Origin of the sequence: Bradyrhizobium sp. 137 (genome assembly GCF_023074095.1) — a bacterium.
GTDB lineage: Bacteria > Pseudomonadota > Alphaproteobacteria > Rhizobiales > Xanthobacteraceae > Bradyrhizobium.
In genome coordinates this window covers 179,517-200,529 of the sequence record NZ_JADPKU010000050.1, presented here as the reverse complement: position 1 = coordinate 200,529, position 21,013 = coordinate 179,517, and the positions used below count along the sequence as shown (strand labels likewise).

21 protein-coding genes are annotated in these 21,013 nt (G+C 63.8%); 13 read left to right on the top strand and 8 right to left on the bottom strand.

Annotated elements, in window-relative coordinates; translation table 11 throughout:
- Positions 1 to 335: 335 nt before the first annotated feature.
- Positions 336 to 557 (bottom strand): hypothetical protein, encoded by a 222-nt coding sequence (locus tag IVA78_RS13225; RefSeq protein WP_247278263.1) that lies wholly within the window; start codon positions 555 to 557, stop codon positions 336 to 338.
- On the opposite strand from IVA78_RS13225, the gene IVA78_RS13220 reads away from it, so the two are divergent.
- The 3 genes from IVA78_RS13220 to IVA78_RS13210 all read left to right on the top strand — a co-directional run bounded on the left by IVA78_RS13220 (position 556) and on the right by IVA78_RS13210 (position 1,379).
- Positions 556 to 765 carry a cold-shock protein gene (locus tag IVA78_RS13220; RefSeq protein ID WP_007593324.1) on the top strand — a complete coding sequence of 70 codons (210 nt, stop codon included), beginning with the start codon at positions 556 to 558 and terminating at the stop codon, positions 763 to 765. The two genes, IVA78_RS13225 and IVA78_RS13220, sit on opposite strands and share 2 nt — an antisense overlap.
- A 97-nt stretch (positions 766 to 862) precedes the next feature.
- On the top strand, positions 863 to 1,105 hold the full coding sequence (locus IVA78_RS13215; protein WP_247278262.1) for a transcriptional regulator: 243 nt from the start codon (positions 863 to 865) through the stop codon (positions 1,103 to 1,105).
- Positions 1,106 to 1,154: 49 nt separating this feature from the next.
- A complete protein-coding gene (locus IVA78_RS13210) occupies positions 1,155 to 1,379 on the top strand; it encodes a hypothetical protein (RefSeq protein ID WP_247278277.1) in 225 nt (74 codons plus the stop codon).
- Positions 1,380 to 1,565: 186 nt separating this feature from the next.
- Here the strand turns inward: IVA78_RS13210 and IVA78_RS13205 are convergent, their stop codons facing one another.
- The 4 genes from IVA78_RS13205 to IVA78_RS13190 all read right to left on the bottom strand — a co-directional run bounded on the left by IVA78_RS13205 (position 1,566) and on the right by IVA78_RS13190 (position 6,288).
- Complete coding sequence (locus IVA78_RS13205) at positions 1,566 to 1,748, bottom strand: hypothetical protein (protein WP_247278276.1); 183 nt, start codon at positions 1,746 to 1,748, stop codon at positions 1,566 to 1,568.
- Between the two features lie 609 nt (positions 1,749 to 2,357).
- The gene (gene frc / locus IVA78_RS13200) at positions 2,358 to 3,635 is read right to left on the bottom strand and encodes a formyl-CoA transferase (protein WP_247278261.1); all 1,278 of its coding nucleotides are present in this window, start codon (positions 3,633 to 3,635) and stop codon (positions 2,358 to 2,360) included.
- A 149-nt stretch (positions 3,636 to 3,784) separates the two neighbouring features.
- Positions 3,785 to 5,518: an oxalyl-CoA decarboxylase gene (gene oxc, locus IVA78_RS13195; protein WP_247465525.1), complete on the bottom strand. Its 1,734-nt coding sequence runs from the start codon at positions 5,516 to 5,518 to the stop codon at positions 3,785 to 3,787.
- A gap of 74 nt (positions 5,519 to 5,592) precedes the next feature.
- The gene (locus tag IVA78_RS13190) at positions 5,593 to 6,288 is read right to left on the bottom strand and encodes a GntR family transcriptional regulator (RefSeq protein ID WP_247278275.1); all 696 of its coding nucleotides are present in this window, start codon (positions 6,286 to 6,288) and stop codon (positions 5,593 to 5,595) included.
- Between the two features lie 349 nt (positions 6,289 to 6,637).
- Here IVA78_RS13190 and IVA78_RS13185 point away from each other — a divergent pair, with 349 nt between their 5' ends.
- The 10 genes from IVA78_RS13185 to IVA78_RS13140 all read left to right on the top strand — a co-directional run bounded on the left by IVA78_RS13185 (position 6,638) and on the right by IVA78_RS13140 (position 19,111).
- The gene (locus tag IVA78_RS13185; RefSeq protein WP_247415418.1) at positions 6,638 to 8,767 is read left to right on the top strand and encodes an acetate--CoA ligase family protein; all 2,130 of its coding nucleotides are present in this window, start codon (positions 6,638 to 6,640) and stop codon (positions 8,765 to 8,767) included.
- Between the two features lie 162 nt (positions 8,768 to 8,929).
- Positions 8,930 to 9,772: an IclR family transcriptional regulator gene (locus tag IVA78_RS13180; RefSeq protein WP_247278258.1), complete on the top strand. Its 843-nt coding sequence runs from the start codon at positions 8,930 to 8,932 to the stop codon at positions 9,770 to 9,772.
- 105 nt (positions 9,773 to 9,877) lie between these two features.
- Positions 9,878 to 10,846, top strand: coding sequence for a tripartite tricarboxylate transporter substrate binding protein (locus tag IVA78_RS13175; protein ID WP_247278257.1), 969 nt, complete (start codon positions 9,878 to 9,880; stop codon positions 10,844 to 10,846).
- A complete protein-coding gene (locus IVA78_RS13170) occupies positions 10,843 to 11,328 on the top strand; it encodes a tripartite tricarboxylate transporter TctB family protein (protein ID WP_247278256.1) in 486 nt (161 codons plus the stop codon). Before IVA78_RS13175 ends, IVA78_RS13170 begins: the two co-directional genes overlap by 4 nt.
- A gap of 29 nt (positions 11,329 to 11,357) precedes the next feature.
- Positions 11,358 to 12,827 (top strand): tripartite tricarboxylate transporter permease, encoded by a 1,470-nt coding sequence (locus IVA78_RS13165; RefSeq protein WP_247278274.1) that lies wholly within the window; start codon positions 11,358 to 11,360, stop codon positions 12,825 to 12,827.
- A gap of 124 nt (positions 12,828 to 12,951) precedes the next feature.
- The gene (locus tag IVA78_RS13160) at positions 12,952 to 14,754 is read left to right on the top strand and encodes an adenine deaminase C-terminal domain-containing protein (protein ID WP_247465522.1); all 1,803 of its coding nucleotides are present in this window, start codon (positions 12,952 to 12,954) and stop codon (positions 14,752 to 14,754) included.
- 151 nt (positions 14,755 to 14,905) lie between these two features.
- Complete coding sequence (gcl, locus tag IVA78_RS13155; protein WP_247278254.1) at positions 14,906 to 16,696, top strand: glyoxylate carboligase; 1,791 nt, start codon at positions 14,906 to 14,908, stop codon at positions 16,694 to 16,696.
- Between the two features lie 13 nt (positions 16,697 to 16,709).
- Entirely contained in the window at positions 16,710 to 17,495 is a 786-nt protein-coding gene (gene hyi / locus IVA78_RS13150; RefSeq protein ID WP_247278253.1) for a hydroxypyruvate isomerase, read from the top strand.
- 231 nt (positions 17,496 to 17,726) lie between these two features.
- The gene (locus IVA78_RS13145; protein ID WP_247465519.1) at positions 17,727 to 18,614 is read left to right on the top strand and encodes a 2-hydroxy-3-oxopropionate reductase; all 888 of its coding nucleotides are present in this window, start codon (positions 17,727 to 17,729) and stop codon (positions 18,612 to 18,614) included.
- Between the two features lie 113 nt (positions 18,615 to 18,727).
- The gene (locus IVA78_RS13140) at positions 18,728 to 19,111 is read left to right on the top strand and encodes a DUF1236 domain-containing protein (RefSeq protein WP_247278251.1); all 384 of its coding nucleotides are present in this window, start codon (positions 18,728 to 18,730) and stop codon (positions 19,109 to 19,111) included.
- Positions 19,112 to 19,153: 42 nt separating this feature from the next.
- Here IVA78_RS13140 and IVA78_RS13135 read toward each other — a convergent pair whose 3' ends face one another.
- From IVA78_RS13135 to IVA78_RS13125, 3 genes are all read right to left on the bottom strand, one after another.
- Positions 19,154 to 19,531 carry a VanZ family protein gene (locus IVA78_RS13135; RefSeq protein ID WP_247278250.1) on the bottom strand — a complete coding sequence of 126 codons (378 nt, stop codon included), beginning with the start codon at positions 19,529 to 19,531 and terminating at the stop codon, positions 19,154 to 19,156.
- 76 nt (positions 19,532 to 19,607) lie between these two features.
- On the bottom strand, positions 19,608 to 20,216 hold the full coding sequence (locus tag IVA78_RS13130; protein WP_247278249.1) for a thiamine pyrophosphate-dependent enzyme: 609 nt from the start codon (positions 20,214 to 20,216) through the stop codon (positions 19,608 to 19,610).
- Positions 20,217 to 20,226: 10 nt separating this feature from the next.
- Entirely contained in the window at positions 20,227 to 20,793 is a 567-nt protein-coding gene (locus IVA78_RS13125) for a thiamine pyrophosphate-binding protein (RefSeq protein ID WP_247278248.1), read from the bottom strand.
- Between the last annotated feature and the right edge of the window lie 220 nt (positions 20,794 to 21,013).

Here is a 21,013-nt window from a genome sequence, read left to right as displayed (position 1 = left end):
TCAGCCCTCCAAGAGCCGACCACCCATGAATCATTGAAAAATCGATTCGGGAATCCTAAAAATTCAGAGGAATCCGACAATCTGCCAAAGTAGTGCTAGGGCTTCCTTTGCGCACGCTTTGGGCTGTCACCGTCGTTCTCGTTTGTCTCGGTTCGCCAGCGCAGGCCGCGGGAGAGGCAGACGTGGTGAAGTTCTTCGGTGAACAGCTTGCCGGCAGCGCGCGGTGGGCGTTCGATAGCGGCCATCCGTTGACACTCTCGGCCAATTGAGCCTGCTAGCGTCAGATCGACGCTTGCGAATGGCGTAGCTCACTTCGCCGCGGACACCGTACGGCGTCAATCTTCAAAGCCGAAAACGTCCGCCGATCTCATGCGCGCATTAAATTCCGCCAAGCCTTGCAATTGATGATGATGAGGTATATGTTGAGGCTGTTCGTTCAGCCGCTGTGCCTTGTTGAATGCGCCTGCGGGCTCCTTTTCCAGAGACATCGACGAAATGAATTCTTTCTGCGTGACGTTCACGCGGAATGTGCGCGTGTGCGCTTTGGAGAAGAACATGACGACAGGTACTGTGAAGTGGTTCAACGGCCAAAAGGGCTTTGGATTCATTCAGCCTAACGACGGCGGCAATGATGTGTTCGTTCACATCAGCGCGGTCGAGCGGGCTGGTCTTGCGGGTCTCGCTGAGGGCCAAAAGGTCAACTTCGAGCTCAAGACCGACAAGATGCGGGGCAAGGTCAGCGCAGAAAATCTCTCGCTGGCATAAAGGCCCTGGCGCCGTTTCACGGATGTACTGAAACGGCCACGCTACCCGCTCGATCCCCCGATTGAGCGGGTTTTGTCCGTTGTCGAGCAGGTGAACAATGAGCGCCAAGAGATCGGCTGAACCGTCGCCTGAAGCCGTCGCACGCTCCAATCGCCAGCGTTTGGCCGCTGAAGAAGGCGCGCGCGCCATGGCGGACGCCGAAAAGCAGGCCGTGGACGTTCGCAAGAACATGGCGCGGCTTCGAGAGCTGCGCGAAGCCAAGGAAGTCGCCGACGCAACCCTTCAAGCATCGTTGCCGGCGCCTGTAACGGCCAAGCGCAACAAGAAGCTGCGGCGATAGTCGGCTCCATACTGCCGACGGCATCCGGAGGGCCGGTCACATGCAAAGGATGCGGGTCGTGCCTAGAATTAAATCGGACGGCGGTGGCACCATCACTTTCTTTCTCGCGCTCGGCGCGGGCCGGCAGATGTGCCGACTGGCCACCACGTTTCAGACGCAGAAGCAGGCCTTCAGCTATCTTCAGAAATACCGGACGGAATTCGAGCGCATCGCGCGAACGCGGCTCGCTTCGGGGGAGCTCGAGGACGGGGTCGTCGTGCTCTCGATGCTCTAAAGTGCGATGAGATCGGGATGAAACGCCATCGTGCCTAGGTCATTGTTTGACCGTGATCTTTTCGGAAAGCCGCTTCACACTCGCGCTAACGCGGCGCTTCGGGTCCGGATCTTGCTCTAGGCCGGCGTCGGGCGTCCATTTCGATGCAGCTCGCCCAGTGCGATCCGGAACTGGTCCACAACGCTGCTATTCGGAGTGGCTCTTGGGCTTGGCCTCGCGGGCCAATCGCTCCGCTTTCAATCGCTCGCGATTCTCGTTGAAGGATTGCTGGTCCTTCGCATAGTCATTCATCGGCTTTTGGGCTTTGACAGGCTTGAACGCCTTGTTGGCTTCGCGCTTGGCGCGATCAGAGGATTGATCTTTCAACATTTCGACCTCGATTTGATCAACGAGCGTGGTCCGGACGATAGCTGAATGCCACGCCTCCGGCGCCCACGCTGACAAGGATAGACACCCTCCGGACGAGAAAGGCGGCCAAGTCTTCAGCGTTGAACAGATCTCTTGCGAGGCGCTCAGTCACTCGCCGTGAAGGAGGCGCGCCCGCACTTCTGAGAGCGCACCGGTCAGGATAATAACCGTGGGTCACCGTATCGGTTCCTCGATGACCAATCTGAATTCAACGTTGGTTTGGCCGAACATTCCGCGGATTCAAAGCCAAGACGCTGCAACTGCTCGGCGAAGTCGTCCTGGACACTCGCAGTTTGGTTTCAGACGAGGGCGAAGGGCGGGTGAAGGGTGCAAGCTCTTAGCCGAGCTTGCCTCCGTAGCTTTGGACCATGGCATAATACTCCTGTTTTGCCCGACGGGTCAAAGAAAGTTTCGCAAAATCAGCAATCCCTTTTCGACCAAGGAGTTAGCTACTGTGCATGGGGTTGTTTTTCGACTTTTTACGTTGATGCCCCGTGACGGCAGGCATTCTCATGCAAAAAGGGCCGCCTCGACGGGCGGCCCTTTGTCTCGCGGCGAACTGCTTTCCGCTTACTCCGCGGCCTGCTTCTGCGGCGGATCGAGTGCGCCGGACTTGTGGATATCGGCGACCTGGTGGTCGCTGAAGCCGAGCACCGAGCGCAGGATCTCGTCGGTGTGCTCGCCGAGCAAGGGCGAGCGGGTCACTTCCGCCGGGCTATCCGACAGCTTGATCGGGTTGCCGACCGAGATGTATTTGCCGCGGGTGGGGTGATCGACCTCGACCACGGTGCCGGTCGCGCGCAGCGACTGATCCTCGGCGATTTCCTTCATCGACAGGATCGGGCCGCAGGGAATGTCGTCCTTGTTGAGGATTTCCATCGCCTCGAACTTGGTCTTGGTCATCGTCCACTGCTCGATGCGGGCGAAGATCTCGTTGAGGCGCGGTAGGCGGGCAGCCGGCTTGGCGTAGTTCGGATCGGTCTTCCAGGTCGGCTCGCCGATCACGTCGCAGATCTTCTCCCAGACCGGGGCTTGCGTGATGAAGTAGATGTAGGCGTTGGGATCGGTCTCCCAGCCCTTGCACTTCAGGATGCGGCCGGGCTGGCCGCCGCCGGAATCGTTGCCGGCGCGCGGCACGGCGTCGCCGAACGGAATGCCTTCGCCGAACTGGCTGTATTCCTTGAGCGGGCCGTGGGCGAGGCGCTGCTGATCGCGCAGCTTGACGCGGCAGAGGTTGAGCACGCCGTCCTGCATCGCTGCGGTGACGCGCTGGCCCTTGCCGGTGTGGGTGCGCTGATAGAGCGCGGTGACGATGCCGAGCGCCAGATGCAGGCCGGTGCCGGAATCGCCGATCTGTGCGCCGGTGACGAGCGGCAGGCCGTCGCGGAAGCCGGTGGTGGAGGCGGCGCCCCCGGTGCACTGCGCGACGTTCTCATAGACCTTGCAGTCTTCGTACGGGCCAGGGCCAAAGCCCTTGATCGAGGCGACGATCATCTTGGGGTTGATCTGCTGGATCTTCTCCCAGGGGAAGCCCATGCGATCGAGCACGCCGGGGCCGAAGTTTTCCACCAGCACGTCGCACTTCTTGATCAGCTCGGTCAGGACTTCCTTGCCCTTGGGGTTCTTGGTGTCGAGCGTGATCGAGCGCTTGTTGTGATTGAGCATGGTGAAATACAGGCTGTCCACGTTCGGGATGTCCTGTAGCTGGCCGCGGGTGATATCACCCACGCCCGGACGCTCCACCTTGATCACGTCGGCGCCGAACCAGGCGAGCAGCTGCGTGCAGGTCGGTCCGGACTGGACGTGGGTGAAGTCGAGAATGCGAACGCCCTCGAGCGCTTTGGTCATCGTGTTGCTCCTGTTACCACTCTGTTTCCGTCATGCCCGCGAAGGCGGGCATCCAGTATTCGCGATCGTTTCGGTTGGGCTCAGTGCTCGCCACAATGGATGGTCCGGCGAATACTGGATTCCCCGCCTGCGCGGGGAATGACCCGGAGTTACTTCTTCTTCTGCAGAACACTCTGCGGATTGAGGTTGCCGATGCGGCCGCTCTCCGACCCCGCGGCCGGATCGATCACCGCGTTGATGAGCGTCGGCTTGCCGGACTCCATCGCCTCATTGACTGCGCCCTTGAGCTCGTCGGGCGAGGTGGCATTCACGCCGACGCCGCCGAAAGCTTCCATCATCTTGTCGTAGCGAGCGCCCTTGACGAACACCGTCGTCGCGGGATCGGAGTTGGCGCCGTTGACGTCGGTGCCGCGATAGATGCCGTCATTGTTGAAGATGACGACGCAGATCGGAAGATTGTAGCGGCAGATGGTCTCGACCTCCATGCCGGAGAAGCCGAACGCGCTGTCGCCTTCCACTGCGAGTACGGGGTGACCGGTCTCGAGTGCGGCCGCGATCGCCTGGCCCATGCCGATGCCCATCACGCCCCAGGTGCCGACGTCGAGACGCTTGCGCGGGCGATACATGTCGATGACGCCGCGCGCGAGGTCGAGCGTGTTGGCGCCTTCATTGACGAGGATCGCCTCGGGGTGCTCCTTGATCACGTTCTTCAGCACGCCGAGTGCGCCGTGATAATCCATCGGCGACTTGTTGTTCATGAGCTTCGGCGCCATCTTGGCGACGTTCTCCTCGCGCTTGGACGTAATCGCCTTGGTCCATTCGGCGGGCGGGGCGGTCCAGCTTGAGCCCATCGCCTGGTTGAAGGCGGAGACGACCGAGCCGATGTCGCCGACCACGGGCGCGACGATCTCGACGTTGGAATCCATCTCCTTCGGCTCGATGTCGACCTGGATGAACTTCTTCGGCGCTTCGCCCCAGCTCTTGCCCTTGCCGTGCGACAGCAGCCAGTTCAGCCGCGCGCCGATCAGCATGACGACGTCGGACTCTTTCAGCACCGTCGAACGGGCGGCGCCGGCGCATTGCGGATGCGTGTCGGGGAGGAGGCCCTTGGCCATGCTCATCGGCAGGAACGGCACGCCGCTCTTCTCGACGAAGCTCTTGATCTCCTCATCGGCCTGCGCGTAGGCCGCGCCCTTGCCGAGGATGATGAGCGGGCGCTTGGCGCTCTTGAGCACATCGAGCGCGCGCTTCACCGAAGCGGGCGAGGGGATCTGTGCGGGTGCAGCGTCAATCACCTTGACCAGCGACTTCTGGCCGGCATCGGCGTTCATCACCTGGCCGAACAGCTTTGCCGGCAGATCGAGATAGACACCGCCGGGACGGCCGGAGACTGCGGCGCGGATGGCGCGGGCAAAGCCGATGCCGATGTCCTGGGCGTGCAGCACGCGGTAGGCCGCCTTGCACAGCGGCTTTGCGATCGCGAGCTGGTCCATTTCCTCGTAGTCGCCCTGCTGGAGGTCGACGATCTCGCGCTCGGAGGAGCCCGAGATCAGGATCATCGGATAGCAATTGGTGGTGGCATGCGCGAGCGCAGTGAGACCGTTGAGGAAGCCGGGCGCGGAGACCGTGAGGCACACGCCGGGCTTCTTGGTAAGATAGCCGGCGATGCCTGCGGCGTAGCCGGCGTTCTGCTCGTGACGGAAGGAGATCACGCGAATACCGGCGGCCTGCGCCATGCGGCCCAAATCCGTGATCGGGATACCCGGCACATTATAGATGGTGTTGATGCCGTTCAGCTTGAGCGCGTCGATGACGAGATGGAAGCCATCCGTCAGTTCCTGCTCGGTGCCCGGTGCTTCGGACTTGGTCGCGGTGTTCAGCATGGGCCTTGTCTCCCTGATCTCTCGTAGTGGGGCGAGTGCTTCGCCCTTCTGGTGAACGTTTGCTAGGTAAAGAGCTACGTGAATAGTTCCTGGCCGTGCGCTTCGACGTAAGCGGCAAGGCCAAGGGTGTGGTCGCGGGCGCGCTTCTCGGCGAGCTCGGTGTCGCGCGCTTCCAGCGCTTCGATGATGCCGAGATGCTCGGGCAGCGACGTCGCGGTGCGGTCCTTGCGTCCGATGGTCAACTGGCGATAGCCGCGCACGTGCAGCAGCAGGTCGTTGGTGAGATCGACCAGCACGGGTGATTCCGACAGCGAGATCAGCGCCTGGTGGAAGGCGATGTTGGCGCGCGAATATTCCTCGACATGATCCTCGGGCAGGCGGTCCTTGCCAAAGTCCTTGAAGAAGTCGCGCAGCGCCGTGATGTCCTTCTTGCGCGCGGTGGTGGTGATGAGGCGGGCGGCCATGCTTTCCAGCGCTGCCCAGGCGCGGATCATGTCGACGATCTCGGTCTTGGTCCTGCGCACCACCATGATGCCGCGGCGCGGCACCGTCTTCACGAATCCGTCCTGCTCGAGCATCGCGATCGCTTCGCGGATCGGCGTGCGGCTGACGCCCAGCCGTTCGGACAGCGCGCGCTCGTCGAGCATCACCGGCTCGGGCGTCGAGTAGATGTCCATCTTGAGGATGGCTTCCTTCAAGGCGTCATACGCCTTGTTCTTGAAGCTGCTCTCCGGGGCAATGCGAACGATTGCGATGTCTGCCTCGGCCATATTCGGCAACGCCTTGGTTGGTTTCCGTAGTGACACGACGAATCTCCTCCAGGTGGGAGTCGTCTTTTACAGGAATATTAACGGGAAAGTTTTTGGCATACCACATGCCAGAATGTCAAGCCGGCGATTTTTTGCGGCGTTCTAAGGGGTGCACTGGCTTGACAAGTTGGCTTCTGGCATACCAAATGCCATCGCCAGCCATTTTTGATCCAAGCCGGCGGAGTAGTCTTGGGCTTATGCCACTCCGTTCCGCCCTGGAACAGAGCGCGGCGAATGGCACGCATCACCGGCAGCCGCTAACCACGCGCGCGCTTTGCAAAGAACGAACTAAGGTCAAGGGAGAAGCCACATGTCCAATTCCAAAGATGCCGTCCGCAAGGTGCTTGACCAGGTCAAGGCGGACAACCGCACCAGCCTGACGGCGCCGGAAGGCAAGCTGGTCTGTGACGCCTACGGCATTCCGGTGCCGAAGGAGGACGTGGCCAAGTCGGCGGGCGAAGCCGGCAAGATGGCGTCCGCAATGGGCTTCCCCGTCGTGATGAAGATCGTCTCGCCGGACATTCTCCACAAGACCGAAGCCGGCGGCGTCATCGTCGGCCTCAAGACGGCCGAGGAAGCCGAAAAGGCCTACGAGACCATTCTTTCCAACGCCAAGAAATACAAGTCCGATGCCAAGATCGAGGGCATCCAGGTGCAGCAGATGCTGGCCGGCGGCACCGAAGTCATCGTCGGCTCGATCACCGACGGTTCGTTCGGCAAGCTGGTCGCCTTCGGCCTCGGCGGCGTGCTGGTCGAAGTCTTGAAGGACATCACCTTCCGCCTCGCACCTGCGACCAAGGAAGACGCGCTCTCGATGCTCGACGGCATCCAGGCGCATGAGATCCTAAAGGGCGTGCGCGGCGGCGAGCCGGTGAACCGCACGGCGCTCGCCGACGTCATCGTCAAGGTCTCGCAGCTCGTCACCGACTTCCCTGAGATCGTCGAGCTCGACCTCAACCCGGTGTTCGCGACGGCGAAGGGCGCAACCGCCGCCGACGTCCGTATCGTCGTCGACTTCGCCTACGTTCCCAAGCCGAAGCCGCGCCCGACCGAAGAGATCGTCGCGGCGATGAACCGCATCATGCAGCCGAAGGCGGTCGCGGTGGTCGGCGCCTCCGCCGAAGACGGCAAGATCGGCAACTCCGTGATGAAGAATCTCATCAACGGCGGCTACAAGGGTGAGATCTATCCGATCCATCCCAAGGCTGCCGAGATCCTGGGCTACAAAGCCTATAAGAGCGTCAAGGACGTGCCCGGCGTGATCGACGTCGCGGTGTTCGCGATCCCCGCGAAGTTCGTGGCGGCGGCGCTGACCGAATGCGGAGAGAAGAAAATCCCGGGCGCGGTGCTGATCCCGTCGGGCTTTGCGGAGGCCGGCGCGCCCGAGCTCCAGGCCGAGATCGTCGAGGTCGGCAAGAAGTACGACATTCGCCTGATGGGGCCGAACATCTACGGCTTCTACTATACCCCGGCCAATCTCTGCGCGACCTTCTGCACGGCTTATGACGTCAAGGGTCACGCGGCGCTGTCGTCGCAGTCGGGCGGCATCGGCATGGCCATCATCGGCTTCTCTCGCTCGGCCAAGATGGGCGTGTCGGCGATCGTCGGCCTCGGCAACAAGTCGGACATCGACGAGGACGATCTGCTCGCCTTCTTCGAGCAGGATCCGAACACCAATTTGATCGCGCAGCACTGCGAAGACCTCAAGGACGGCCGCGCCTTCGCGGAAGCGGCAAAACGCGTCTCCAAGAAGAAGCCGGTCGTCGTGCTCAAGGCCGGCCGCACCTCGGCAGGCGCGAAGGCGGCGTCCTCGCACACCGGCGCGCTCGCCGGTAACGACCGGATCTACGAGGACGTGTTCAAGCAATCCGGCGTGATCCGCGCGCGGTCCCTGCGCCAGTTGCTCGAATTCGCCCGCGGCGTACCCGTGCTGCCGACGCCGAAGGGCGAGAACGTACTGATCATCACCGGTGCCGGCGGCTCGGGCGTGCTGCTGTCGGACTCCTGCGTCGACAACGGACTGTCGCTGATGTCGATGCCGCCGGACCTCGATGCGGCGTTCCGCAAGTTCATCCCGCCGTTCGGCGCGGCCGGAAACCCTGTGGATATCACCGGCGGCGAGCCGCCGATCACCTACGTCAACACGGTCAAGCTCGGCCTGTCGGATGAGCGCATCCATGCGCTGATCCTCGGCTACTGGCACACCATCGTCACCCCGCCGATGGTGTTCGCCCGCAACATGGTCGAGGTGAAGAAGGAGATGGAGGCCAAGGGTTTCGTGAAGCCGATGGTCGCCTCGCTCGCCGGCGACGTCGAGGTCGAGGAAGCCGCCGAATATCTCTACCAGAACGGCATCCCGGCCTACGCCTATTCGACCGAGCTGCCGGTCGAGGTGCTGGGCGCCAAGTACAAATGGGCGCGCGGGGCAGGGCTGCTCTAAGCGTTATCTGTCATCCCGGGGCGACGCGACGGGACCGCGCAAGCGCGGCCCGGAGGGTCAGACCCGGGATCTCGAGGTTCCGGGTCTGGTACGCCAGGCCCGCGCTGCGCGCAGTCCCGGCGCACCATCCCGGAATGACGGACGCATGAGCGGCAGGTCGCGATGAGCAAGAACGTGATCCGGCGCAAATCGCTCGAGCCCAGGTCGACCGCAGAGGCCGACCACGAGGTGCGCGACGGCGGCGTGCAGTCCGTCGACCGCGCACTATCGATCCTTGAGACCCTCGCCGAGGACGATGAAGGCTATCGCCTCAGCGATCTCGCCGTCCGCACCGGCCTGTCGGCCTCCACCGTGCACCGCCTGCTGGCGACGCTGGAAAGCCGACGCTTCGTGCAGTTCGACCGCGCCGAATCCAAATGGCATGTCGGCGTGCGCAGCTTCACAGTCGGCGCGAGCTTCGCGCGGCGGCGCAATTTCTCCACGCAGGCGATCCCTTACTTGCGCAAGCTGCGCGATCTCACCCGCGAGACCGCCAATCTCGCCGTCGTCGACGACGAGTTCATCATCGTCCTAACCCGCATGGAGAGCCGCGAGATCATGCGATCGCTGACCCAGGTCGGAGGCCGTGTCCCCATGGTGACTTCCGGTGTCGGCAAGGCGGTGCTCGCGACCTATTCCGACGAGGACGTCGGCGCCGTCATCCGCCACCACGGCATGCCCCGCCTGACCGAAAAGTCAATCGTGCGGCCGAGCGACCTGTTCAAAGAGCTCGAAAAGATCCGCAAGCAGGGCTACGCGCTCGACGATGAAGAGGCCTGCATGGGTCTGCGCTGTGTCGCCGCGGTCGTCTACAATGACTGCGCCGAGCCGCTCGCGGCGATTTCGGTCTCCGGCATGACCAGCCGGCTGACCGACCAGAGGTTGCCGGAAATCGGACAAATCGTGCGAGATGTCGCCGCCGAACTGACGGCAGCGCTCGGCGGGGTCATCCCGATGCCTCGCTAACCAGGACCCCGGGGTGATGTCACTGGACAGCATCGGCCGTTTTGGCTGATATGCGACCAAACGACACAATGCGGCAAACGTCCGCATGAGCCTGGAGATGCCCCCATGTTTCAATTTCCCGCGCGCGTTATCGGCGCAGCCGTCGCGTTGATCCTCGCGGCAGCCAATCCGGCTTTTGCCCAGCAGCTCGAGCTCAAGCTGATGGCGCCGGCGGCGCCGGGCGGCGGCTGGGACCAGACTGCGCGCTCGATGCAGCAGGCGCTGGTGGCCTCGGGCGTCGCGCGCAGCGTGCAGGTCACCAACGTTCCCGGCGCCGGCGGTAGCGTCGGCATCGCCCAGTTCGTCAACGGGGCCAAGGGCGACGGCAACCAGATGATGGTCAACGGCTTCGTCATGGTGGGCGCCCTCGCCATGAACAAGTCGCCCGTCACGCTCGAGCAGGTGACGCCGATCGCGCGCCTCACCGAGGAAATCCAGGTGATCGTGGTGCCCGCCAATTCGCCGATCAAGAATGCGCAGGATCTCGCCGCCGCGGTGAAGGCCGATATCGCCAAGGTGACCTTCGCCGGCGGCTCGGCCGGCGGCGTCGACCACGTGATGGCGGCGCTGTTCGCCGGCGCCGTCGGGGCCGACGCGAAGAAGATCAATTACATCCCATTCTCCGGGGGCGGCGAGTCGCTGGCGGCGATTCTCGGCGGCAAGGTCACTGCGGGCATTTCGGGGCTGAGTGAATATGAAGGGCAGATCAAGTCCGGCAAGCTGCGTGCGATCGGCGTAACCTCGGAGAAGCGCATCGCGGGCAGCGACATCCCGACCTTCAAGGAGCAGGGCATCGACCTCGTGATCGCCAACTGGCGTTCGGTGGTCGCACCTCCCGGCATCACGCCGGAGCAGCGCAAGACTTTGAGCGATGCGGTCGAGAAGATGGTGAAATCGGACGCCTGGAAGGAGATCCTCAAGCAGAAGGGCTGGGAGGATGCCTATCTCGGCGGCGACGCGTTCGCCGACTTCCTGAAAAAGGAGACGGCGCGCGTCACCGACGTGCTGAAATCGGTCGGCCTGGTCAAGTCATGACCTCAGTCGATCCGGCCCACTCGCGGCGGCGCGTCGATCGTGCCGGTCTGGTCATCGCCGCACTGCTCGCAGGTCTCGCCGCGGTGCTGGTCTGGGACGCACGCGGCCTGCCGTCCACCGGGATGTACGGGATGGGGCCCGAAGCGATGCCCGTCGTGGTCGCCTCCGGGCTTGCGCTGCTGGCGATCGGCAATTTCATCGACGCGCTACGTGGCAATCTGCCGGCGCGCGAAAGTGCCGATCCTGTCCCCGTGGTTCTGATCCTCGTCGGCCTTGCGCTGCTGATCGCCATCATTGGCTTCGGTGGCGGATTCATCCTGGCGACGTCGGCACTGTTCGTCACGACGTCAGCCGCGTTCGGACGCCGTGCCATCCTTGCCGATTCCATTATCGCCCTCGTGATGTCGACGCTCATCTATCTCGCATTTGATCGGCTGCTGACGCTGAGCCTTCCGGCTGGCCCTCTGGAGCGACTGCTGTGATCGACACTTTTGCCGCGCTGGCGCATGGCATGGCAGTCGCCATCCAGCCGATGAATCTGCTCTATGCGCTGATTGGCGTGTTCCTCGGCACCGCCGTTGGCGTGCTGCCCGGTATCGGCCCGGCGCTCACGGTCGCACTGCTCTTGCCGGTCACCTACAAGCTCGATCCCGGCGGCTCGCTGATCATGTTCGCCGGCATTTACTACGGCGGCATGTATGGCGGCTCGACCACCGCGATCCTCATCAACACGCCCGGCGAGAGCGCCTCGATGGCGACCGCGCTCGAAGGCAACAAGATGGCCAAGGCCGGCCGCGGCGGGCCGGCGCTTGCGACCTCCGCAATCGGCTCCTTCGTCGCCGGCACCATCGCCACGATCGGTCTGGCATTCCTCGCGCCGTGGCTGGTCGATTTCGCCGTGCGCTTTGGCCCGGAGGATTATTTCGCGCTGATGTGCGTCGCCTTTGTCACGGTGTCGGCGACCTTCGGCGATTCCCCGATCCGCGGCCTGACCAGCCTGTTCATCGGCCTGACGCTCGGTCTTATCGGCATCGACAAGCTGACCGGCCAGGCGCGGCTTGCGTTCGGCATCCCCGAGCTGCTCGACGGCGTCGAGGTGACGACGCTTGCGGTCGGTCTGTTCGCGGTGGGCGAGGCGCTCTACGTCGCATCGCGCCGCCACCACACCGAGGAGAAGCTCGAGCCGGTGCATGGCTCGTTGTGGATGACGACAGAGGACTGGAAGCGGTCGTGGAAGCCGTGGCTCCGCGGCACCATGTTCGGCTTCCCGATCGGCGCGTTGCCTGCGGGCGGTGCGGAGATTCCGACCTTCCTGTCCTATTCGACCGAGAAGCGGCTGACGAAACATCCGGAAGAGTTCGGCAAGGGCGCGATCGAAGGCGTCGCGGGACCGGAAGCCGCCAACAATGCCTCCGCCGCCGGCACGCTGGTGCCGCTGCTCACGCTCGGGCTGCCGACCTCGGCGACGGCCGCGATGATGCTCGCAGGTTTCCAGCAATACGGCCTCAACCCGGGACCGCTGCTGTTCGCCGAACGGCCCGACCTGGTGTGGGGCCTTATCGCCAGTCTTTTCATCGCCAATGCGATGCTGCTGGTGCTCAATCTGCCGCTGGTCGGCCTGTGGGTGCGGCTGCTCGCGATCCCGCAGCCCTGGCTCTATGCCGGCATCCTCGTGTTCGCAACCATGGGCACCATCGCCGCAAAGCCGTCGGTGGTCGAGTTGTCGATGCTGGCCGGCTTCGGCGTGCTGGGCTTCCTGATGCGCCGGTTCGATTTTCCGATCGCGCCCGTGGTCGTCGGCCTGATCCTCGGCCCGATCGCCGAAAGCCAATTGCGCAGGGCGCTCGCGATCAGCCTCGGCGATCCCATGACGCTGCTGCAGAGCCCGATCTCGGCGACCCTGCTCGGCATCGCGCTGATCGCGCTGCTGGCGCCCTTCGTGCTGAAGGGGCTCGGGCGTTTCAAGGCGAACGAGGACTAGCGGAGCTTAGAAGGCGGGGCCCGTCTGCCCAATGCGTAAGCATGGATGCCGCATTATTTGAGTTGCCCCTGCCGCCATCGGGGGCAACCATCATTGGGCTGTCCATTCCCACGCGAGAGCCCCCATGACCAAGCTCGCTCGTTTTGCCGTCGCGCCGCTGCACAGCATGACGCGGTGCCTCGCCGACGTCGCATCCGCACGCGCCGCGCCGGATCTGGTCATCACCGGCGCGCGGGTGCTCTCGACCTATTCGGAGCGCGTCCACGCGAGCCGCGAGGTCTGGATCACCGGCGGCCGCATCGCGGCGGTGAAGCCGGCCGGAACAGCCAGGAAGGCGTGGAGCGACGTCACGAGCTACGACGCGGCCGGCGGCATCATCGCGCCAGGCCTCGTCGATCCGCACATCCATATCGAATCCTCGATGGTGACGGCCTGCGCCTACGCGGAGGCCGCGCTGCTCAACGGCACCACCACGATCTTCTGCGACAGCCACGAGATCGGCAACGTCATGGACGTCGCCGGCATCGAGGCGATGCTCGAGGATGCGCGCGAGGCGCCGCTCTCGATCTTCCTGACGGTGCCGAGCACCGTGCCGGCAACGTCCGCGGAGCTGGAAACCGCGGGCGGCGACCTCACACCGGACAAGATCGCGGCCCTGTTCGACCGCTGGCCCGAAGCGGTGGCGCTCGGCGAGAAGATGGATTTTGTCCCGGTGACGATGGGCGACGAGCGCAGCCATGCGATCCTTGCCGCTGCGTTGAAGCGCGGGCGCCCGGTGTCCGGCCATGTCTATGGCCGCGAATTCGTCGCGGCCTATGCGGCGAGCGGCGTCACCGACACGCACGAGGCGATCGACCGCGACATCGCCGACGACCTGCTCGACGCCGGCGTGTGGGTGTTCCTGCGCGGTGGTCCGCCGACGACGCCCTGGCACTCGCTGCCGCAGGCGATCCGCACCATCACCGAGCTCGGGGCGTCGCACAAGCGCACGGCCGTGTGCACCGACGACCGGGATGCCGACGATCTGCTGCTGTTCGGTCTCGACTGGGTGGTACGGGAAGCCGTGAAGGCGGGGATGTCGCCGGAGCAGGCTTGGTCGATGGGCTCGCTGCATGGTGCCACCCGCTTCGGCATGGAGAGCGATATCGGTGGGCTCGGCGGCGGCCGCCGCGCCGATCTCGTGCTGATGGATGACAATCTCAAGCCGCAATGCACCTGGTATGGCGGCGAGCTCGTGGTCGAGCACGGCAAGATCACCTCCAGGCTCGATCAGGCGCTGTCACAGCGCTATCAATATCCGAAGGCCGCTTATGCCACCGTGAAGTTGCCCAAGAAGGTCAAGCTGACGCCGGAACTGCCGGCAAAGGCTTGCACCGTCAATGCCATCAAGACTGCGCTGCCGGGCATTACGCTGATTCACGAGAAGGTCAGGGTCGAGCCCGCCAATGACTGGCCGGAGCTGTTTGCTCGCTACGGCCTGTGCTTCGTCACGGTGGTCGAGCGCCACGGCAAGTCCGCGGGCAACGTCGCGTACGGCCTGTTGAAGGATTTTGGCTTGAAGCGCGGTGCGGTGGCCTCCAGCGTCGGCCACGACAGCCACAACATCATCGTCGCCGGGACCAACGAGGGCGACATGCAGGTGGCGATATCGGCGATCAGGGAGCGTCAGGGCGGCGTCTGTGTGGTGGCTGATGGCAAGGTGAGGGCATTGGTTCCGCTGCCGATCGCAGGCTTGCTCTCTGACAAGCGCGTCACCGAGGTGGCCGAAGAGGTCAAGGAGCTCAAGAAAGAATGGGCGGAGGCCGGCTGCACCATCCCCTACATGGGCTTCAATTTGATTCCGCTATCGGTCATTCCGGAAATTCGTATCACCGACAAGGGTATCGTTCTCGTGCCGCAGATGGAGCTGGCGCCGCTGTTCGAGTGATCTCCTTTCACGTGCATCTCGATCTAACCGATTGAGCCTGCCGCTATTTTTCCGCGGCTGCCGCATCGTGGAAAATAAAATCGATCTCGTTGAGATCGCATCTTGCACGCCGGATGATCTCGCTCGCTGACGCAACCAAGCGAGGTCCGATATGGCGAAGATGCGAGCCGTCGATGCAGCCGTCCGAATTCTGGAGAAGGAAGGCATCTCCACCGCCTTCGGGGTTCCCGGGGCAGCGATCAATCCGCTTTACTCGGCGTTGAAGAAGCGCGGCTCGATCCGCCACATCCTTGCGCGCCATGTCGAGGGCGCTTCGCACATGGCGGAAGGGTACACGCGGGCCAAGGCGGGCAATATCGGCGTCTGCATCGGCACTTCGGGACCGGCCGGCACCGACATGATCACCGGGCTGTATTCAGCGATCGCCGATTCCATTCCGATCCTCTGCATCACCGGACAGGCGCCCCGGGCGCGGCTCTACAAGGAGGACTTTCAGGCCGTCGATATCGAGTCGATCGCAAAGCCCGTGACCAAATGGGCGGTGACGGTGCGCGAGCCGGCGCTGGTGCCGCGCGTGTTCAGCCAGGCGTTTCACGTGATGCGCTCGGGAAGGCCGGGTCCGGTGCTGATCGACATGCCCCTCGACGTGCAGCTTGCCGAGATCGAGTTCGACGACGAGACCTACGAGCCGCTGCCGGTCTACAAGCCGGCTGCGTCGCGCAAGCAGGTCGAGAAGGCGCTGGAGATGCTCAATGCCGCCGAGCGGCCGTTGATCGTCGCCGGCGGCGGCATCATCAACGCCGATGCCTCGGATCTGCTGGTCGAATTCGCCGAAATCGCGAACGTGCCTGTCGTGCCGACGCTCATGGGGTGGGGCGCGATTCCCGACGATCACGTGCTGATGGCCGGGATGGTCGGGCTTCAAACCAGCCACCGCTATGGCAACGCGACGCTGCTGGAGTCGGATTTCGTGCTCGGCATCGGCAACCGCTGGGCCAATCGTCACACCGGCTCGGTCGAGACCTACACCAAGGGTCGTAAATTCGTTCACGTGGACATCGAGCCGACCCAGATCGGGCGCGTGTTCAATCCCGATCTCGGCATCGTCTCGGACGCGAAGGCCGCCCTCGAATTGTTCGTCACCGTCGCCAGGGAGTGGCGCCGTTCAGGCAGGCTCCGCGAGCGCCAGGCGTGGCCCGCATCCTGCCGCGATCGCAAGAGAACGATGCAGCGCAAGAGCCATTTCGACAACGTGCCGATCAAGCCGCAACGCGTCTATGAAGAGATGAACAAGGCGTTCGGCCGCGATACCACTTATGTCACCGTGATCGGCCTGTCGCAGATCGCCGGCGCGCAATTCCTCGGCGTCTACAAGCCGCGCAACTGGATCAATGCAGGGCAGGCCGGGCCGCTCGGCTGGACGCTGCCCGCCGCACTCGGCGTGCGCGCAGCGTGTCCGGAGCGAGAGATCGTCGCGCTGTCAGGCGACTACGACTTCCAGTTCTTGATCGAGGAGCTTGCGGTCGGGGCGCAGTTCAATCTGCCCTACATCCACGTCGTCGTGAACAATTCCTATCTCGGCCTGATCCGGCAGGCCCAGCGCGGCTTCGACATGGACTATCACGTTCAGCTCTCCTTCGAGAACATCAACGCGCCCGAGATCGGCGTCTACGGCGTCGACCATGTCGCCGTCGCCGAAGGTCTCGGCTGCAAGGCGATCCGCGTCACCGACCCGAAGGACACGCAAGCGGCGTTCGCGACGGCGCGCGAATTGATGGCCAAGCACCGCGTGCCCGTCGTGGTGGAGTTCATCCTCGAACGCGTCACGAACATCGCCATGGGCACGGAGATCGACAACATCGTCGAGTTCGAGGAGGTGCTGGACCTGCCACTTGACGAGGTCGACGCGGCGCGGCCCGGCGTGCTTCAGCCGGCCGAATAGGGAGGACAGCATCATGCCGAAATTCGCCGCCAACCTCACCATGCTCTTCAACGAGATGCCGTTCCTCGACCGCTTCGCCGCTGCGAAGGCGGCGGGATTTTCCGGGGTTGAATATCTCTTTCCCTACGATTTCGATAAGGCGCAGCTGCGCGAGCAGCTCGAGGCCCACGGCCTGACGCAGGTGCTGCACAACCTGCCGGCCGGCAACTGGGCAGCGGGTGAGCGCGGCATCGCGATCCTGCCCGATCGCACCGCCGAATTTCGCGACGGCGTATTCCGGGCCATCGACTACGCCAAGGCGCTCGATTGCGAGCAGCTCAACTGCCTCGTCGGCATCGCGCCTGCCGATGCCGACCGGCGCGAGCTCAACGAGACGCTGGTGGGCAATCTGCGCTTTGCCGCCTCGACGCTGGCGCGGGAGAACATCAAGCTGCTGATCGAGCCGATCAACACGCTCGACATTCCCGGCTTCCATCTCAACGGGACCGAGCAGGCGGTGCAGCTGATCTCAGAGGTACGATCGAACAACCTGTTCATCCAGTACGACATCTATCACATGCAGATCATGGAGGGCGATCTCGCCCGCACCATGCAGGAATACCTTCCCCAGATTGCGCACATCCAGCTTGCCGACAATCCCGGGCGCCATGAGCCCGGCACCGGCGAGATCAACTATCCCTTCCTGTTCCGCCACCTCGACGCGATCGGCTATCGCGGCTGGATCGGCTGCGAATACAAGCCGCGCACCACGACGCTGGAAGGACTCTCATGGCACGCGGCGCAGACGTTTGAGACGTGAGCGTCGGGGACCAGATGCGGCAGCGATGACAGTGCGCTCCCTCTCCCGCTTGCGGGAGAGGGTTGGGGAGAGGGTGTTTCCGCGTTGGGACTGTTGAGGTGCACCGAGAAAATCTTCAAGGGGATAAAGCCCTTCACCCGGCGCTCCGCGCCGACCTCTCCCGCAAGCGGGAGAGGTTGCGCCGAGCACGCGGATGAATTCCGCTTATGCAACTGAGAGAAAGTTAGAGACATGACCAATATCGGGTTCATCGGACTTGGCACCATGGGACGGCCAATGGCCGGCCATCTCCTGGCGGCCGGCTATCGGGTTCTCCTGCATGACGTCGCACCGGTCGCGCCCGATCTGATCGCCGCCGGCGGCGTCGCCTGCAAGTCCAGCAAGCAGGTCGCGGAGGAGGCGGGCGCGGTCATCATCATGGTGCCGGATACGCCGCATGTGGAAGCCGTGTTGTTCGGCAAGAACGGTGTGGCGAGCGGCATCTCCAAGGGCAAGATCGTGGTCGACATGAGCTCGATCTCGCCGCTCGCGACGAAGGAGTTTGCCAAGAAGATCGAGGCACTCGGCGCCGATTATCTCGACGCGCCAGTGTCCGGAGGCGAGGTCGGCGCCAAGGCGGCGAGCCTCACCATCATGGTCGGCGGGCCCGAGCGCGCCTTCAACAGCATGAAGCCGGTGTTCGACAAGATGGGCAAGAACGTCACCAGGGTCGGGGCCAATGGCGACGGGCAAACGACGAAAGTCGCCAACCAGATCATCGTGGCGCTGACGATCGAGGCGGTGAGCGAGGCGCTGTTGTTTGCGTCGAAGGCCGGCGCCGACCCTGCGCTGGTGCGGCAGGCGCTGATGGGCGGCTTTGCATCCTCGCGGATTCTCGAAGTCCATGGCGAGCGCATGGTGAAGCGCAATTTCGATCCGGGCTTCCGCATCGAGCTGCACCAGAAGGATCTCAACCTCGCGCTCGAAGGCGCGCGTACGCTCGGCCTCTCGCTGCCGAGCACGGCTGTGGCGCAGCAATTGTTCTCATCCTGCACCGCTCATGGCGGCAAGGGCTGGGATCATTCCGCGATGGTACGTGCACTGGAACTGATGGCGGGGCACGAAATCGCCGCAGCGTAAGTGTTACGAGGTAACAGGTTTCCAGCCTTGAAGCGTCTTTCGCCGCCGCGGAACCGGAACAATGCTCCGGCCCCGCGGTTGAAGGCGCATGACAATCACTGGAGACTAAGGACATGAAAACCCGTCTTGCGATTTCGTTGGCTGCCGCCTCGCTGCTGGCGTCGAGTGCAGCCTTTGCTCAGTCGACGACCGCCCAGGGCGCGGCGGACGGCGCGCGCGCGGGCGGCGACATCGGCGGCCCGGTCGGCGCGATGGTCGGCGGCACCGTCGGTGCGGCCGTCGGCGCCGGTTTGGAAATTCCGAATGCGATTCTAGGCGGACTTCCGCGCGATGAGTCAGTGGTGATCCGCGAGCGCGTCGTGGTTGGCGAGCCGTTGCCGCCGACCGTGGTGCTGCGTCCGGTGCCGAACTACACGGAGTATCGCTATGCGGTCGTGAACGATCGCCGCGTGATCGTCGAGCCGCGCACGCGCCGGGTCGTCAAGATCATCGACTGATCTGCGCAACCTAGCCGCTGACAAACCGGGCCCTGCGGAGCATCACTCCGCGGGGCCTTCGCTCGTCAGGACCGAATTGGTGCGAAGCCGGGTCATGGCCCAATCGGCGGCGGCCGCGAGCGCAAAGCCGAGGCAGGCCGTGAGCGCGTCCACCAGAAAATCCTCCAGCCGCGCATGGCGGCCGGGTGCCCAAAATTGCATCAATTCGAGCACGCCGATCAGCACGATCGCGGCCGTTGCGGTCAGCAGGCGCCGCTGCCGATAGGCGAGACCAAAGGCCAGTCCCACCAGGACAAAGGCGAGCGCATGTTCGCCGTCCTGGCCGAAATCGGAATGGGGCCGCAGGCCCGGTGGACCGAGAGTTGCGAATGTGACGGCGGCTGCCAGCAGCCAGGCAAAGGAACGAACCAAAATGGACATGCGGCTCGCTTAGCACAGATTTGCAACCGGCCGTATAGTCCCGCTATCAGATCGACGTGTAGTTAATGACGAAATGTTAAAGTGGTTCGCGCACGCCAAGGCCGTGCATGAATCGTTCCCGGATCTGTACGGGATCGCGGCGAGTGGTGCCGACGCCAGGCTTGTCGTCGATCCGGACGGCGATCAAGCTCGGCTCGGCAGCGGTCATCGCGTCCTCGACCAGCCGCTGGAAATCCTCCTCGTCCGCGGCCCAGGCGCTGTTGGCGAGGCCGGAGCCGATGGCGATGGCGACGATGTCGGCGACGTGCGCGGCCGGTGTCGGTTGTGCGCCGGTAATCTGGTAGATGCCATTGTCCATCACGATCATCGTAAGGTTCTTCGGCTTCAGGGCCGCAATCGTCGAGAGCGCGCCGAGTTGCATCAGCAGCGAGCCGTCGCCTTCAAGCGCGAAGACGCGGCGGTCGGGCTGCGCCAGCGCCACCCCGAGCGCGATGGGGAAGGCAAGGCCCATGCTGCCCAGCATGTAGAAGTTCTGCGGGCGGTGGCCGGCAGCCCAGAGATCGAAATTGGTGTTGCCGATGCCGCCGATCACGGCTTCTTCGTGCTTGAGCTTCGCGATCAGGCGCGAGGTCACGTCGAAACGGTTCATCACCTTGGTGTTGCGCGCACTCAGATTTGAGCTCATTTGGTCGGCCTCACTTGTCAAACACCTTGCCGCCGGTGAGCAGCGGGTTGAGGATCAGCGCCACCGGCGCCTGCGTGGTGACGGCCTGCTTGATCGAGCGGTCGGTGATGAATTCGAGTTCATCGAGCCGGGTGATGGTGTGATGCTCCAGCGCCAGCGAATCCAGCACGGGGCGCATGGTGCGGCAGACCAGCGACTGGCCGTAATTGAACTCGCCGAGCGTGCCGCGCTCGGACACGAACATGATCAGCGGGATCTGGTAAGGCACTGCGAGCGAGGCCAGCACGTTGGCGAGCGTCGCAAAACCCGAAGTCTGCATCAACACCGCGCCGCGGCGGCCGCCCATCCAGGCGCCCGAGACAATGCCGACCGCTTCCTCCTCGCGGGCGGTGGCAAAGGTGGTGAAGAAAGGATCGGCGTGCAGGTTCCTGATCAGCGGCGTCAGCACGCGATCCGGCACGTAAGGGACGAGGCTGATCTCGTTCCGCTTCAGGGTGTGCAGGATGATGCCGTGCCAGCTTCTTTCACCGGCCGCCTGCGTCGCCTGCGGCGAGGTCTGCTGCTCCGCAATCGCCATTGCGTTCTCCCTTGAGCCGCGTCGTATGCTTATTGGTCTTCGGCCGTCGCGGCGCCCTGCTGAACTTGACGCAGCGGGCCGGATTGTCAACTGTTCGAGCCGGCACCGTGATCTGCGCCAGAAGGCCTGCCGTGGCTGGCAGCGCCATGTCATATGTGGGCAACGAAAGAGTGGGAGGAAGCACGGAGGGGCGCGCGCTGCGCTGGCCTTGCTGATCCCT

Coding starts and splice junctions, on each gene's coding strand:
- IVA78_RS13220 (WP_007593324.1), top strand. CDS start 556: ATGACGACAGGTACTGTGAAGTGGTTCAACGGCCAAAAGGGCTTTGGA.
- IVA78_RS13225 (WP_247278263.1), bottom strand. CDS start 557: ATGTTCTTCTCCAAAGCGCACACGCGCACATTCCGCGTGAACGTCACG.
- IVA78_RS13215 (WP_247278262.1), top strand. CDS start 863: ATGAGCGCCAAGAGATCGGCTGAACCGTCGCCTGAAGCCGTCGCACGC.
- IVA78_RS13210 (WP_247278277.1), top strand. CDS start 1,155: ATGCGGGTCGTGCCTAGAATTAAATCGGACGGCGGTGGCACCATCACT.
- IVA78_RS13205 (WP_247278276.1), bottom strand. CDS start 1,748: ATGTTGAAAGATCAATCCTCTGATCGCGCCAAGCGCGAAGCCAACAAG.
- frc (WP_247278261.1), bottom strand. CDS start 3,635: ATGACCAAAGCGCTCGAGGGCGTTCGCATTCTCGACTTCACCCACGTC.
- oxc (WP_247465525.1), bottom strand. CDS start 5,518: ATGCTGAACACCGCGACCAAGTCCGAAGCACCGGGCACCGAGCAGGAA.
- IVA78_RS13190 (WP_247278275.1), bottom strand. CDS start 6,288: ATGGCCGAGGCAGACATCGCAATCGTTCGCATTGCCCCGGAGAGCAGC.
- IVA78_RS13185 (WP_247415418.1), top strand. CDS start 6,638: ATGTCCAATTCCAAAGATGCCGTCCGCAAGGTGCTTGACCAGGTCAAG.
- IVA78_RS13180 (WP_247278258.1), top strand. CDS start 8,930: ATGAGCAAGAACGTGATCCGGCGCAAATCGCTCGAGCCCAGGTCGACC.
- IVA78_RS13175 (WP_247278257.1), top strand. CDS start 9,878: ATGTTTCAATTTCCCGCGCGCGTTATCGGCGCAGCCGTCGCGTTGATC.
- IVA78_RS13170 (WP_247278256.1), top strand. CDS start 10,843: ATGACCTCAGTCGATCCGGCCCACTCGCGGCGGCGCGTCGATCGTGCC.
- IVA78_RS13165 (WP_247278274.1), top strand. CDS start 11,358: ATGGCAGTCGCCATCCAGCCGATGAATCTGCTCTATGCGCTGATTGGC.
- IVA78_RS13160 (WP_247465522.1), top strand. CDS start 12,952: ATGACCAAGCTCGCTCGTTTTGCCGTCGCGCCGCTGCACAGCATGACG.
- gcl (WP_247278254.1), top strand. CDS start 14,906: ATGGCGAAGATGCGAGCCGTCGATGCAGCCGTCCGAATTCTGGAGAAG.
- hyi (WP_247278253.1), top strand. CDS start 16,710: ATGCCGAAATTCGCCGCCAACCTCACCATGCTCTTCAACGAGATGCCG.
- IVA78_RS13145 (WP_247465519.1), top strand. CDS start 17,727: ATGACCAATATCGGGTTCATCGGACTTGGCACCATGGGACGGCCAATG.
- IVA78_RS13140 (WP_247278251.1), top strand. CDS start 18,728: ATGAAAACCCGTCTTGCGATTTCGTTGGCTGCCGCCTCGCTGCTGGCG.
- IVA78_RS13135 (WP_247278250.1), bottom strand. CDS start 19,531: ATGTCCATTTTGGTTCGTTCCTTTGCCTGGCTGCTGGCAGCCGCCGTC.
- IVA78_RS13130 (WP_247278249.1), bottom strand. CDS start 20,216: ATGAGCTCAAATCTGAGTGCGCGCAACACCAAGGTGATGAACCGTTTC.
- IVA78_RS13125 (WP_247278248.1), bottom strand. CDS start 20,793: ATGGCGATTGCGGAGCAGCAGACCTCGCCGCAGGCGACGCAGGCGGCC.